Source organism: Streptomyces sp. NPDC088812 (genome assembly GCF_044750285.1).
Lineage (GTDB): Bacteria > Actinomycetota > Actinomycetes > Streptomycetales > Streptomycetaceae > Streptomyces.
This window is the reverse complement of record NZ_JBIVJP010000001.1, coordinates 362457-376525: the sequence shown is the minus strand read 5'-3', so window position 1 is coordinate 376525 and position 14069 is coordinate 362457. Positions and strand designations below refer to the sequence as shown.

Below are 14069 nucleotides of genomic sequence, written 5' to 3'. Positions count from 1 at the left end.
CACCACACCGGAAGGACCGCCATGATCTCCACCCTCCACTCCCGCCGCGGCGGGGCGGACGGTGACCCCGCCCCGCGCCTCGCCTACGGCGCCGACTACAACCCCGAGCAGTGGCCCCGGGACGTGTGGGAGGAGGACGTCCGGCTGATGCGGGAGGCCGGCGTCACCGTCGTCTCCGTGGGGATCTTCTCCTGGGCGCGGCTCCAGCCCGGCCCCGACACCTGGGACTTCGGCTGGCTCGACGAGGTCATGGACCTGCTGCACGCGGGCGGCATCGGCGTCGACCTGGCCACCGCGACCGCCTCCCCGCCGCCCTGGCTGACCACCGCCCACCCGGAGATCCTCCCGGTGACCGCGAACGGCGAGACGCTCTGGCCGGGAGCCCGGCAGCACTGGCGCCCCACCTCGCCCGTGTTCCGTGCGCACGCCCTGCGGCTGGTCCGGGAGATCGCCACCCGCTACCGGGACCACCCGGCGCTCGTCGCCTGGCACGTCAACAACGAGCTGGGCTGCCACAACGTGTACGACCACTCCGACGACGCGGCCCGCGCCTTCCGCGGCTGGCTGCGCGCCCGCCACGGCTCGCTCGACGCGCTCAACCACGCCTGGGGGACGGCGTTCTGGTCGCAGCGCTACACCGACTGGAAGCAGATCCTGCCGCCGCGGCTCGCCGCCTCGCACCCCAACCCGACGCAGCAGCTGGACTTCAAGCGCTTCTCCTCGGACGCCCTGAAGGACCATCTGCGCGCGGAGCGGGAGATCCTGCGGGAGATCACGCCCGACGTGCCCGTCACCACCAACTTCATGGTGATGGGCGGCACCAGGGGCATGAACTATCCGGACTGGGCCGACGAGATCGACTTCGTCTCCAACGACCACTACGTCCACCCCGGCCCGCAGGACCGCGACGAGCTGTCCTTCTCCGCCAACCTCACCAGCGGCATCGCGGGCGGGCGGCCCTGGTTCCTGATGGAGCACTCCACCAGCGCCGTCAACTGGCAGCCCGTCAACGTGGCCAAGCGGCCCGGCGACCTGGCCCGCGACGCGCTGCTGCACGTCGCGCACGGCGCCGACGCGGTCTGCTTCTTCCAGTGGCGGCAGTCGGCGGCCGGCGCCGAGAAGTACCACTCGGCGATGGTGCCGCACGCGGGCCCCGACAGCGACCTCTTCCGCGCGGTGGCCGCCCTCGGCGCCACCCTGAAGGCGCTCGCGCCGGTCGCCGGCAGCGAGCGGGAGCCCGCCCCGGTCGGCATCCTCTACGACTGGGAGTCGTGGTGGGCCAGTGAGCAGGACTCCCACCCCACCTCCCTGCTGGACTACCGGCAGGAGGCGCTCGACTGGTACTCCGCGCTGCTGGCCCTCGGCGTCCGGGCCGACCTCGTCACCTCCCGGGCCGACCTCTCCCGCCACCGGGTGCTGATCGCGCCGGTGCTGCACGTCGTCCCCGCCGAGCTCGCCAAGGAGCTGACCCGCTACGCCGAGCAGGGCGGCCACCTCGTCACCACCTACTTCTCCGGGATCGTCGACGAGAACGACCACGTCTGGCTCGGCGGCTACCCGGGCGCGCTGCGCGAGCTGCTCGGCATCCGCATCGAGGAGTTCGGGCCGCTCCTGCCCGGGGAGAGCGTGGAGCTGGACGGCACGGCCACGGGCACCCTGTGGACCGACCGGATCACCCTCGCCGACCCCGACACCGAGGTTCTGTCCCACTACCGCACGGGTGTCCACGCCGGCCGTCCGGCGGTCACCCGGCGGCCCACGGGCGGCGGGTCGGCCTCCTACGTCTCCACGCGGCTCGGCGTGGACGGGCTCGCCGCGCTGCTGCCTCGGCTGCTGGAGCCGGCCGGGGTGCGCGGCGAACTCCCCGCCGACGTGCGCGGCAAGGTCGAGCTGACCGTCCGGCGCGACGCCGGCGCCCGCTTCCTGTTCCTGGTCAACCGGACCGACGACACGGTGGAGGTGTCCGGCCCGGCCGGAGACGTCCTGGCCGGCACCGGCACCGAGGCCGGCGGCGTCGTCCTCGGGCCGCGGGAGGTCGCCGTGCTCCGGCAGCCGGCCGGCTGAGAAGAACACCCCCACGACTCCTCGGCACGGCACGGCACGCGCCCGCGCCCGCGCCGGGGGCCATCCCCTCCCGCCCGCGCGGCGGGAGGGGCCCACCACAGCGACCGCACCGCAGTTGGGAGCATCGATGGCACGCCGTACCCGCAGCAGACGGAGACTCACCGCCGCCGCGCTGACCGCTCTGGCCACCGGGGCCGCCCTGCTGGGCGTCCCCGTCCAGGCACACGCCGAGACCGCCGTCACCGTGACGCCGGACCCGTCGTACCAGCAGCAGGAGTTCGAGGGCTGGGGCACCAGTCTGGTCTGGTTCGCCAACGCCACCGGCGACTATCCGCCCGCGATCCGGGAGAAGCTCGCGCAGCTCCTCTTCGACGACGACGGACTGGCGCTGAACATCGCCCGGTACAACATCGGCGGGGGCAACGCCCCGGACGTCACGGACTACCTGCGGGCCGGCGGCGCGGTCGAAGGCTGGTGGAAGGCGCCCGAGGGCACCACCCGCACCGACACCGACTGGTGGAGCGCCGACGACCCGGTCGACTGGAACAAGGACGCCGACGCCACCCAGCGGTGGTGGGTGGAGCGCATCAAGAACGACATCGACCACTGGGAGACGTTCAGCAACTCCCCGCCGTGGTTCATGACCGAGAGCGGATACGTCTCCGGCGGGTTCGACGCGGGCGCCGACCAGCTGAAGGCCGACTCGGTCGACGACTTCGCCGCCTACCTCGCGGGCGCGACCAAGCGCCTGGAGAAGGCCGAGGGGATCGAGGTCGACACGGTCGACCCGTTCAACGAGCCCAACACCGGCTACTGGAGCACCCGCCTGGGCAGCGACGGCGAGCCGGTCGGCGGCCGCCAGGAGGGCGCCCACATCGGGCCCGAGCTCCAGCAGAAGGTGCTCGCCGCGCTGGCGCCCGCGCTGAAGGAGGCGAAGGTCAAGGCGGGGATCTCCGCGATGGACGAGACCAACCCGGGCATCTTCGCCACCAACTGGAACGCCTACTCGCAGGCCTCCAAGGACCTCGTCGACCAGATGAACGTCCACACCTACGGCACCGGGCAGCGCACCACCGTACGCGACCTGGCGAAGGCCGCGGACAAGCCGCTGTGGATGAGCGAGGTCGAGGGCGACTGGGGTGACGGACAGAGCTTCACCGACATGCGCCCCGGGCTCGGACTGGCCCAGCAGATCGTCAACGACCTGCGCGAACTGGAGCCCACGGCCTGGGTGTTCTGGCAGCCGGTCGAGGACTACGACAACATGAAGCCCGGCGGCGAATCCGCCGAGGGCGGCAACTGGGGCTCCATCCAGATACCGTTCAGCTGCACCTCCACGGACACGCTCCGGTCGTGCCCGATCTACACGAACACCAAGTTCGACACGGCACGCAACTTCACGCACTTCATCAAGCCCGGCGACAAGCTGATCAAGGTGGACGACACCTCCAGCGCCGCCGCCGTGACCGAGGACGGCAAGGGCGCCTCGCTCGTCCACGTCAACAGCACCACCGCGGCCCGTACCGTCACCATCGACCTCGCCAAGTTCCGCACGGTCAAGGGCAACGCGACCGTCACCCCGACCGTGACCAGCGCCGACGGCAAGCTCCAGGAGCAGGCGCCCGTCAAGGTCGTCGACGGCCGGGCCACCTTCACCGTGCCGGCCCAGTCCGTGACGTCCTTCTCCGTCAAGGGTGTCTCCGGCGTCGCGAAGGACGCCGGGCTGTTCAGCAAGGGGCACTCGTACACGCTGACCGGCGTCCAGAGCGGCAAGGCCGTCACCGTCGCCGCCGACGGCACGCACCTGGTCATCGGCACGGGCGCCGGCACCACCGCGCAGCAGTGGCGGCTGGACGCCCGGTACGGGAAGACCGGCGCCCGTCAGCGGTACGTGTTCGCCAATCCGGCGGAGGGCAAGCGGCTGGCCGTACGGGACGACGTGCCCGTGGTCGAGCCCGACACCGGCGAACGGGACCCGGCCACCGAGTGGATCCTGTCGACCACCGGCGACGGCACCTGGACCCTGGTGAACGCCGCCACCGGCCGGCTCCTCGAGGTCGGCGGCCAGGCGACGAACGAGGGTGCAGCCGTCACGACGTGGCCGCCCAACTCCGGCTCCAACCAGCGCTGGAAGGTGACGGACGTGACCGCCGCGGCGGCCGTCCAGGACACCGCCTGACCCGTCCGGCAGTCCCCGCGTGCCTCCGCCCGCGCCGGGTCGTCCCGGTGCGGGCGGAGGCACGCGTGCGGCCCGTCAGGAGCGCAGTGCTTTGCGCAGACGGGGCCGGGAGGCGCGTCGCCAGAGATCCGGCAGCTGCTGTTCGCGCTCGGTGGCGACGGCCTGTTCGCGGCCGTGCAACAGGCCCCAGGTGAAGCCGGGTTCGCCGGCGGCGTGGGCGGCCACCGCCTGCCGGCGCAGGGTGTCGCGGGCGACGACGCTGTCGTGGTGGTCGCCGAGCGCCTTCTGCACCACCTTGGCGTGCTTGGCCATGCGCCGTGCGGGCTTGCCGAGGGCGGGACGGGCCGCCTCGGCCGCGTAGCGGAGGCGTTTGGCGCCCTTGCGGGCGTGGTGGAGGGCGGCGTCCCGGTCCGGGCCCGGGGACGTCCGGCCGGCGCGTTCGACACGGCGGGCGAGCCGGTCGTGCTCCTTCCCGATCGCCCCGGGCAGGACCTTCGCCGCCTTGCGGGAGGCCTCGGCGTGCAGGGGCGGGTGGGTGGCCAGCCGGTCCAGTGACTCCAGGAGCGCCAGGTGGCGGGCGGAGGAGAGCGCCGCGAGGGTGCGTGCGCGGGCCTCGGCCGACCGGTGGGCGTCCCAGGCCTGGAGGCTGGCGGAGACCGGGCCGAGGACCAGTTCGAGGGGCAGGTCGCCCACGTGTGCGCGCAACCGCTCCACCAGCACTTCCTGGTCGCGTTCGGCGCCGAGTTCGCCGCCCAGCCACTTCAGCTCCTCCCGGAGCGGATCGGTGACCCCGCGGTCGAACAGGGAGCGGTACGAGCGCAGGCAGCTGCGCAGGCGGCGGCAGGCGACCCGCATCCGGTGCACCGAGTCCGGCAGTCCGCGCCGGACCGCCGGATCGAGGTCCACGAGGGTGCGGACCTGCTCGCGGACATAGGTGAGCACCTGTGCGCCGGCCGACCCCGGGGGCAGCTCGGCGGGCCGGTCGGGTGCCGGCTCGCCGTCCGCCGGCGTCCGCGGGTCCGCGCCGCCGCGCGGAGCCGTCTCCGCGAGGGCGCGGCTCAGCTTGGACGGGGTCTTCAGCAGGGTGAAGCCCTCCTTGCCGAGCGCCTTGTCGACGCGCTTCAGGACGGCCGGGTCGGTGTTCTCGGCGAGTTCCACCTCCAGTTCCGTCCACGCCGTGTGCCCGCCGTCGGGGCGCAGCGAGTCGGCCTCGACCCGGTCGAGGACGATCTCGGCGACGCGGGTGCCGTCGGCGTCCAGGAGGTCGCGGGCGGTGCGGTGGGAGCGGATGCGGACCACCGGCGCGAGGGGGGCGCCGCGGGTCCGGGAGAGCGTCAGGTCCCGCAGCCGGCCGGGGACGTCCTCCTGGAGGGGCGCGCGGATCTCGTCGCGGGTGTCGTCCCCGAGCGGCAGCTTGAGGTGCCAGCCGGCGTCCGGGCCGCCCGTGCGGCGGCGCAGGGTGGCGGAGCCGCGGGTGAGCCGCAGGTCGGCGGTGTCGTAGTAGACCGCGTCCAGGTCGTGGGTGCCCGCGTCGACGAGTGAGGTGCCGTTGCCCGCCCCGGTCAGCGCGGACAGCCGGGGGAAGCCGCCCGACGCCGGCACGTCGTACTTGTGTTCCGTCTCCTGCGTCGACCGGGTCATGTTCTCCCGGTTGACCGACTGCGCGGAATCAAACCTCCCCGGCGCCCGCCCGCACGGGGAACGGCAGGTCGACGCGCCCGCCGCGGGGGCCGGCCGCGGGGACGCGCTCCAGGACGCCGCCCGCGAAGACGTCGTACAGGGGCAGCGTCCGGAGGTGGACGTAGCCGATGTGGCAGTCGCAGACGGCCTGGGGGCAGGCGCGGGGGCGCAGGGCGGCGCGGTAGGAGCCGTCGTAGAGGTTGCCGAGGGCGGCGGGGACGAAGTGGCAGCGGCGTACGGTGCCGTCGCCGTCGACGGAGATCACGGACTCGCCGGTGCGGCAGGGCAGGCCGGCGCTGCGGTGCGGGTGGCGGCTGTAGGGGAACAGCGGGTCCAGGGCCGTCCACTCGGCGGCGTCGGCGTCCGGGTAGGTGTGGCCCTCGGCGGCGTTCACCCACAGGTAGACGTGGTCGGGGAGGTCGGCGCGCAGCCGGCGGGCGGCTTCCAGGTGCTCGGGGAGGCCGACGACGCCGACGCTGAAGCGGATGCCGCGTGCGGTGAGGTCGCGGCACTTGGTGAGGAAGCGCTCGTAGGGGGTCTGGCCGGGGTGGTAGGTGCACCACAGGGCGACGGTGCCGGGGTCGGCGCCCGCGAGCCAGTCGGTGCGGCAGCTGAGGTTGGTCTGGATCGCCACCCGGCGGACGTGCGGCAGGTGGGACAGCTCGGTGAGGGCGCGCCGGTACCAGGAGCGGACCAGGCCCTCGCCCCAGGGGGTGAAGAGGATCGACAGGCGGTCGTCGGTGCGGTCGGCGGCCCAGGCGGTGAACCGTTCGAGGGCGGCGCGGTCGGCGCGGAGCCGAGCACCGCTGTCGCGCCGCTTGGCGAACGGGCAGTAGGGGCAGTCGTAGTCGCAGGAGGCGAGGGGGCCGCGGTAGAGGAGGGTCAGGTCCATGCGGGCCGGTCACTTCCTCTCGTAGGCGGCCATGGCGGCCCGGACGGCCGGGGAGAACAGCTCGGGGCCGACGGCGTCGGAGTGGGCGAGGCCTTCGGGGGTGAGCCGGAGGGTGCCGGGGTCGTCGTCCGTCAGCCAGCCCTCGACCCCGCCGAGGCCGCCCGATGACCACCGCCCCCGGGCCCACCCGCACCATTCGGCGCAGGCCACCTGGTTCTCGAAGGAGTGCGGCGAGGTGACGCCGAACTCCGGTGCCCAGTGGGACTCCTGGAAGAGGCCGGGCAGCACCGAGCCGAGGGGGCCCTGCCGGTTGAAGAAGCCGACTCCCCCGACGCACACCGTGCGGTAGCCGGCCCGCGCGAGGCCGGAGACGAGGTCGGGGGTGTCGTAGACGAAGGTGCGGTCGGCGGTGGTCTCGCTGCCCGCGAAGCTCGCCGCGAACAGGCGCGGGTGGGGGCCGGGGGTGGCCGGCGTCGGCAGGAAGCCCGCGAAGATCGCCTGGTGGGAGGCGTAGGTGAAGCTGCCGGGGGCGTGTCGCTCCTCCCAGCGGCCGCCCGGCAGGTGGCGGGCGAGGTGGGGGATGCGGCCCGCCTCCGCCAGTTCGGCGGCGACGTCGTGGCGCAGGGTGTCGAGGGTGACGAGGAGGAGGTCGTGGCTGCCGACGATCTCGTTCATGTCCGGCTCGCCCGGTGCCGTCACGGGGTGGGTGGCGGCGGACGGCGGGGTGTCGGGCACGGGGACGGGGACGGCACCGGGCCGGGGGGAGCCGGGCGTGCGGCCGGTAGCGGGTGGCGGCCACTCGGGCACGGCGGCGGACGGCGGGAAGTCGGGCACGGGGACGGCACCGGGCCGGGGGGAGCCGGGTGTGCGGCCGGTAGCGGGTGGCGGCCACTCGGGCACGGCGGCGGACGGCGGGGTGTCGGGCACGGGGACGGCACCGGGCCGGGGGGAGCCGGGCGTGCGGCGGGCGGCAGCGGGTGGCGAGGGCTCAGGTGTGGGGGCGGGCGAGGGCATGCGGGCTTCCTGTTCTGTGTCCGTGCCGGTGGTGCGCGGGGGCGTGGGCGCGCAGGGCGGCGGCGACCTGGGCGGCGTAGGTGTCGAGGCCCTCGGCGCCGCTGCCGGGCAGGCCGGTGAGACGGGGCAGCAGGTCGCCGAAGGCGTTGACCTCGCCGACGGCGCCGCTGCGCCAGCCGACGGCCGGCAGCAGGTCGACGCCGACGCACAGGGTGCGGGGGAAGCAGGCCGCGGCCTGTTCGCACACCCCGAGCAGGTCGGCCCAGCGCGCGCCCGCCGCCCCGACGGCCTGCCGGGCCGTGTCGAGGTCGCCGCGGCGGCCGCCGAGGTGGAGGTTGGTCAGCGGGGTGCGGCTGGTGCGGACGACGGCGTGGGTGGCCCGGCCGGCCACGACGACGACCCTCAGGTCGGCGGCGCGGCCCTGCTGGGAGGCCTTGGGCAGCCAGCGCTCCAGGTGCAGCCCGTCCGGGGCGAGCGCGTCGACGACGGCCGCGATGTCGCGTTCGTCCTCGTAGCGGCGCACCTTGAGGGAGTTGAACAGGCGTCCGTCCGGGGTGAGTTCGACGGAGGTGGTGGCCCGGATCCGCCCGGGCCCGCCCGCTTCCACGGCGAGCACGCCCGATCCGGACGAGCCGTGCGCGGGCTTGACGAACAGCCTCGGCATCCGGTGCTCCCGCATCAGCGCGCGTACGTCGTCCCAGCCGCGCACCGGTGCGGCCGCCGGGCCCGAGGTGGGCGAGGCCGGGACCGGGACGCCGGCCGTGTCGAGGACGGCGTGGCAGCGCCGTTTGTCGAACAGCACGGCGATGTCGTCGGGGTCGGCGAGGCGGATGCCGCCGCGCAGGCCGCGCAGCGCGGCGGTGAATCCGGCGTACCAGCGGGCCGAGCCCTCGACCCGGGTGGGGTCGTGGACGCCGCGCAGCAGCCGGTCGACGTCCGCGTTCTCCCCGGGGGAGTCGACACGGACGAGTTCGTCCGCGTCGAACCCGGCGCCGCCGGCGCGCAGCACGTCCGTCCAGGGGACGACGCGCGGGCCGGGCAGCCCGGCGGCGCGCACCGCGTCCGTGAAGAGGGCGACCCGGCGGTTCTCGGGGTTGCCCACGACCGCGAAACGCGGCCCGGGGTCAGGGACCGGTCGGGGCATGGCGTCTCCTCGGCGGGCGGGCGCCGCGGGGGCGCGGGGTGGGGGCGGGTCGGCGCATGGGCGGTGTGGTCACTCCCCCACGGCCACGTACCGCCACACCGTGCCGTCGTCGTCCTCGTCCTCGTCCTCGTCGGCGTCGTCGCGGTCGAGGTCCACGTCGACGCCGGCGGGCTCCAGGCACTGGCGGAGGCGGTCCTGGACGGCCTCGCTGAGGTAGTGGTGGTGGAGGTCGAGCTTCTTCAGGTGGGTGAGCGGCTGTCCGGCCAGGAGCGCGGCGGCGCCCTCGTCGGTCAGGACGCCCATGGACAGGTCCAGCACCTCCAGGCGGGCGACCACGGGGGCCGAGGCCACGGCGGTCGCGACGGCGTCCTGGATCTCGCTGTTGCGCAGGGCGAGGTGGCGCAGGCGCGGCAGACGTTCGCCCGTCAGGATCGGCTCCAGGTCGGCGGCCTCGGCGTCCCCGCCGTAGTCGGGGGTGCCGAGCCACAGGTCGAGGTGCTCCAGCGCGGGCAGGTCGCTGGCGGCGATGCCGCGGACGGCCTCCGCGGGGAGACCTCCCGTCTCCACGGTCAGCCGGCGCAGGCCGGTGTGGCGCAGGGCGGGGAAGCGCAGATCGCATCCGCCGCGGACGCCGAACTCCGCCAGGTCGGGGAAGCCGGTCAGCAGGGGGGTGACGTCGGTCTGCCTGATCCAGGAGATCTCGGCCTCCTCCATGACGATGTCGCCGAGGAACAGCGCCCGCAGGGCGGGGAAGCGGTCCCGGGCGGCCACCAGCGCCTCGATGACGGTGAGGGGGGCGGATTCGTACGCCCCCTGCCAGGCGCCGACGATCAGGGCGCGCACGCGGGTGGTGTCGACGGCGGCGCGGAACCGGGCGAAGGCCCGCGTCCACTCCTCGTCGGCGTCGTACACGTCGCTGGTGATGCGCCAGGCGACGGCGTCCGGATCGGGCAGGTCGTCCGTCGGCTCGTCGGGGCCGGGGAAGGTGTACGCGGGCAGCCGGTACAGCTCGTGCAGGTGGACATTGATGGTCATGCGGCTGCTCCGGTGGAGAGATGCGGGTGCCTCGTGCGACGACGGCAGTTCTACCAACAGGCACTGACAACGGGGCGGGCCGGGGCCGCCGTTCGGGGCGTTGTCAGAGGCGGCCCCTACGGTCGTCGTCATGGTCCGGCGCACGGTGTGCCGGCGGAGGGGAGGACGTCGTGTGCCGGCAGGGAGACGTGCTGATCGTGCCCGTGGCCGAGGAGGCGGTGCCGCCGCACGTGGGCACCGCTCCCCGGGAGCCGCGCGACGGGCGAAGGCGGCTGGTGCCGGCGCTGGGCGAGGTCACCGGCCATGCCCACGCGGTGGTCGGGCCGGGGGAACTGGTGCGGGAGCCGGGTCCGTTCGGGCCGCTGCCGCTGCATCTGCCGCAGGGCGGCCGGGTGGTCCACGAGGAGCACGCGGCGATCCCCCTCCCCCGGGGCTGGTACCGGGTGGTCCGGCAGCGGGAGTACGTGCCCGGTTCCGTGCGGATCGTGGCGGACCGAGCGGGACGGGACAGAGGGTGACGGAGGAACCGATGACCATGACGGACGTGCCGGCCGGACCGGACGCGGGGACCGCCGCCGACGGTGTGGGGTTCTGGCGGGCGTGTGCCGCGGCGACGGGGCCCGCCGACCGGGCGCGGGCCGAGGCGGGTGTCGCCGGGCCTGTCGACACGCCCTACGGCGGGCGGGACGTCACAGGAACCGCCGGACGGGCGCCACCGCGGCCTCCCGTACCCGCTGGGCCAGCGGGCGCCGACGCCAGCGCACGGGGTCCACGGCCTCCCCCCGCGCCCAGTCCCGGTCGAAGTCGTCGTCCAGCTCCGCGGTGAAGTGCTCGTCGAGCACGGCGAGCATCACCTCCTCGTCGTGCTCCATCGACCGCCGGTTGAAGTTCGTCGAACCGATCAGCGAGGCGACGCCGTCCACCGTCATGATCTTGGTGTGCAGCATGGTCGGCTGGTACTCCCTGATCTCCACCCCCGCGTCCAGCAGGGTCTGGTAGTGGCGCTGTCCGGCGAGCCGGCAGGCCCGCTGGTCGGTGTGCGGGCCGGGGATCAGGATCTGCACGGCGACCCCGCGCCGTGCGGTCGCGGCGAGCAGGTCGACGAAGTAGGCGTCGGGAGCGAAGTAGGCCGTGGACAGCCGGAAGCGTTCCTCGACGGAGGTGAGCACGACGCGGACGAGCGTCTGCATGTCCTGCCAGCCGAAGCTCGCCGAGCCGCGGACCACCTGGACCGTGGCGCGGCCCGGCTGTTCGTGCTCGGTGAACAGGTCGCGCTCGTCGTAGAGCGTGTCGTGGCACTCGGCCCAGTTCTGGGCGAAGGCGGCGGCGATGCCGTCGACGGCCGGTCCGCGCACCCGCACATGGGTGTCCCGCCACTCGGCGGGGGTGCGGGCGTCCCCGCACCACTCCTCGGCGATGCCGACACCGCCCGTGAAGGCGGTGTCCTCGTCCACGACGAGCGCCTTGCGGTGGCAGCGGTGGTTCTGCTTCAGCGGGGACAGCCGCGCCGGACGGCGGAACCAGGCGACCTGGACCCCGGCGTCCTGCATGGCGTCGAGGAGCCGCCGTTCGATCTCCTTGGCGCCGAAGCCGTCCAGCAGCAGGCGCACCCGCACGCCGGCGCGGGCGCGTTCGGCCAGCGCGTCCGCGAACTCGCGGGCTATGTCGCCGCGCCAGTACACGAAGGTCATCATGTCGACGGTGTGGCGCGCGGACCGGATGGCCGACAGCATCGCGGGGAAGATGGCGTCGCCGTTGCGCAGCGGGACGAGTTCGTTGCCCTCCGTCGCCGCGATGCCCAGGAGCCGCTCCAGGCGTCTTCGCAGCCGCTGCTTGCGGGCCTCGGCGGCGCCCGTCCCGCCGCCGGTCACCCCGCCGCCGGTCCCCCCGTCCTCGGTCACCTTGCCGTCCGCCACCGGTCCGTGCAGCACGTCCGCCTCCTCGTCATGCGTCCATGAGGGTCACGGCGGGTCCCCGACCCGCCGGCGGCGTACGTATACCCGGCGCGTCCCCGGCGACTCAGAGCCCTGTGGCGCGCGTCCCGGAAGGGAGGCCTTCGTCCGGCGGCGGGGAGGAGGGGATCGGTCGGCTGGGAGGAGGGGGTCACTCGGCGAGGCGGAGGGGTCACTCGGCGAGGAGGAGAGGGTCACTCGGCTAGGCGGTCCAGGACCTCCTTGGCCTGGTCGCGCACCGTCGCCCGGGCGGTGGGGTCCAGCGCGCCGAGGTCCGTGGCCTCCAGAGCGTCGAGGGCCTCGTCGCCGCCGGCGTCGCAGGGGACGGTCGCGCTGAGCACCTCGTAGCCGTCGCGGGCGGCCACCCGCAGACGCCTGTGCCCGTCGGCGTCGGCGTGGACCGCGGCGGCCACGACGAAGGGCGGCTCCCCGCCCGGGTCGGCGGCCAGCTTGCGGTAACCGGTGACCAGGGGCTCGTCCCAGCTGATCGAGAGCAGCAGCTGACGCTTGGCCACGACTTCGGCGAGGTCCGTCTCGTGGACCCGGTCGGCCTCCAGGACCGTGGCGCGGGCTTCGAGGACGAGAGCGGGGGGCAGCAGACAGCGCAGGGTGCTGCCGACGATGTTGCCGCCGACCGTGGCCGCACGGCGTACGGCACCCGTGCCGATCGTGCCGGCCGCCCGCCGCAGCACCTCCGGCACTGTGTCGTCGACGCGGCTCAGCAGGACGGCCGAGCCCAGGGTCCCGCGGGCGACGGTGGTGGCTTCGGGCAGATGGCGCAGGGACATGGCCAGTTCGGGGAAGCCGTCCCGTTGCCAGGTCGCCCAGACCAGAGTGGCACCGCCCACCGGGACGGCCCCTTCCGCGAGGCACTCCTGCGCTTCGGATATGGAGGTGGGAAGACGCACCAACACGACAACCGACCTGCCTTCCCGGGAAGGTGGCGGAACGGAACCGATTCCTCCGCCAAGTGATCACTGGCAGACCGGATTGTGCCCATACTCAAGGGGGCGCGTATAGGGCACACGACGGCCATCTCTGCGCCCCTCATGTCGAGGGCGGTTCCCCCGAGCGCCGGAGCCGCCCGGAAATTTCCGTTGCGGGTAGGCTCACCGCCCCGGAACCTGACGCCATGTCCTACGTCCTGCGTCCCGCCATGCTCGCCGACGCGCCCGCCGTCACCGACCTGCTCAAGGCGATAGACGTGATCGAAATCGGCCAACCCGAGACGGATCCGCACACCGTCGAGGCCGACCTGAAACACCCGAGACCGACCTGGCGCAGGACTCCTGGCTCGCCTTCGACGGGGACCGGCTGGTCGCCTACGGGCTGCTGTGGGACGAGTCGGGCGGCGAGCGCATCGACGTCGACCACTACGTCCTGCCCGACCACCAGCAGGCCGGACGGCTCGTCCTGGAGCCGATGGAGGCACGCGCGCTGCGCAAGGCGCGCAAGAACGGCGTCGCGCAGGCCGTGGTGCACCTGCACCTCAACACGAGGCCCACGCTCGACACCGGCCTGATCCTCGACCGGGGCTGGTCCGTCGTACGGCGCCACCACGTCCTGCGCCGGCCTCTCGACCCGGCGGCCGACGCGGCGCCGGCCCTCCCCCCGGGCGTCCGGGTGCGGCCCTGCACCACCGAGGCCGACCGGCTGCGCGTGCACGCGCTGTACCGGTCGAGCTTCGCCGAGCACTTCGACTTCCGGCCCCGCGCCTACGAGCAGTGGCTGTACGACATCGACGCCGGCGGGCTCGACCGGTCGCTGGTGTGGATCGCCGGCACCGACGGCCTCGGCGACGCCGGGTTCCTGCTCGCGCGGGACGACCGCGAGGCCATGGGCTGGATCCGCGGCATCGGCGTCCTGCGCGAGGCCCGGGGGCGCGGCCTGGCCGGGCTGCTGCTGCGGCAGGCGTTCGCCGCGTTCGCCGCGCGCGGGCGGGACACGGTCGGGCTGGGCGTGGACACCTCCAACGCCACCGGGGCCCCCGGGCTGTACGCGCGGAGCGGGATGAGCGTCCACTACGCCGTCGACACCTGGGAGGCGGTGCTGCGCTGACGCCGGGGACGCGGGCGGATCGCCGGCCCCCCGCGTCAGCCGCCCGGCCGG

9 protein-coding genes and 2 pseudogenes are annotated in these 14069 nt (G+C 74.4%); 4 read left to right on the top strand and 7 right to left on the bottom strand.

Annotated elements, in window-relative coordinates; all coding sequences use genetic code 11:
- The first annotated feature begins 21 nt into the window (after positions 1–21).
- Complete coding sequence (locus ACIP67_RS01600) at positions 22–2064, top strand: beta-galactosidase (protein ID WP_401685704.1); 2043 nt, start codon at positions 22–24, stop codon at positions 2062–2064.
- Positions 2065–2191: 127 nt separating this feature from the next.
- Positions 2192–4243 (top strand): RICIN domain-containing protein, encoded by a 2052-nt coding sequence (locus ACIP67_RS01595; protein ID WP_401685701.1) that lies wholly within the window; start codon positions 2192–2194, stop codon positions 4241–4243.
- 75 nt (positions 4244–4318) lie between these two features.
- Here ACIP67_RS01595 and ACIP67_RS01590 read toward each other — a convergent pair whose 3' ends face one another.
- From ACIP67_RS01590 to ACIP67_RS01570, 5 genes and pseudogenes are all read right to left on the bottom strand, one after another.
- Positions 4319–5884: a CHAD domain-containing protein gene (locus tag ACIP67_RS01590; protein ID WP_401685698.1), complete on the bottom strand. Its 1566-nt coding sequence runs from the start codon at positions 5882–5884 to the stop codon at positions 4319–4321.
- A 28-nt stretch (positions 5885–5912) separates the two neighbouring features.
- Entirely contained in the window at positions 5913–6815 is a 903-nt protein-coding gene (locus tag ACIP67_RS01585) for an STM4011 family radical SAM protein (protein ID WP_401685695.1), read from the bottom strand.
- Positions 6816–7010: 195 nt separating this feature from the next.
- Positions 7011–7490 (bottom strand): annotated as a pseudogene (locus tag ACIP67_RS01580) (STM4013/SEN3800 family hydrolase); the annotation flags it as partial.
- A 313-nt stretch (positions 7491–7803) separates the two neighbouring features.
- Positions 7804–8973, bottom strand: coding sequence for an STM4014 family protein (locus tag ACIP67_RS01575; protein ID WP_401685692.1), 1170 nt, complete (start codon positions 8971–8973; stop codon positions 7804–7806).
- Between the two features lie 69 nt (positions 8974–9042).
- Positions 9043–10008: an STM4015 family protein gene (locus ACIP67_RS01570; protein ID WP_401685689.1), complete on the bottom strand. Its 966-nt coding sequence runs from the start codon at positions 10006–10008 to the stop codon at positions 9043–9045.
- Positions 10009–10178: 170 nt separating this feature from the next.
- Between ACIP67_RS01570 and ACIP67_RS01565 the strand changes: the two genes are divergently transcribed.
- Positions 10179–10526 (top strand): hypothetical protein, encoded by a 348-nt coding sequence (locus tag ACIP67_RS01565; protein ID WP_401685687.1) that lies wholly within the window; start codon positions 10179–10181, stop codon positions 10524–10526.
- 171 nt (positions 10527–10697) lie between these two features.
- On the opposite strand, the gene ACIP67_RS01560 is transcribed toward ACIP67_RS01565, so the two are convergent.
- Together ACIP67_RS01560 and ACIP67_RS01555 are read right to left on the bottom strand one after the other, a co-directional pair.
- Entirely contained in the window at positions 10698–11879 is a 1182-nt protein-coding gene (locus ACIP67_RS01560) for a phosphatidylserine/phosphatidylglycerophosphate/cardiolipin synthase family protein (protein WP_401686762.1), read from the bottom strand.
- A gap of 275 nt (positions 11880–12154) precedes the next feature.
- Positions 12155–12874, bottom strand: coding sequence for an FAD binding domain-containing protein (locus tag ACIP67_RS01555; protein ID WP_401685685.1), 720 nt, complete (start codon positions 12872–12874; stop codon positions 12155–12157).
- 218 nt (positions 12875–13092) lie between these two features.
- Between ACIP67_RS01555 and ACIP67_RS01550 the strand changes: the two are divergent.
- Positions 13093–14018, top strand: a pseudogene (locus ACIP67_RS01550) (GNAT family N-acetyltransferase).
- Positions 14019–14069: the final 51 nt, after the last annotated feature.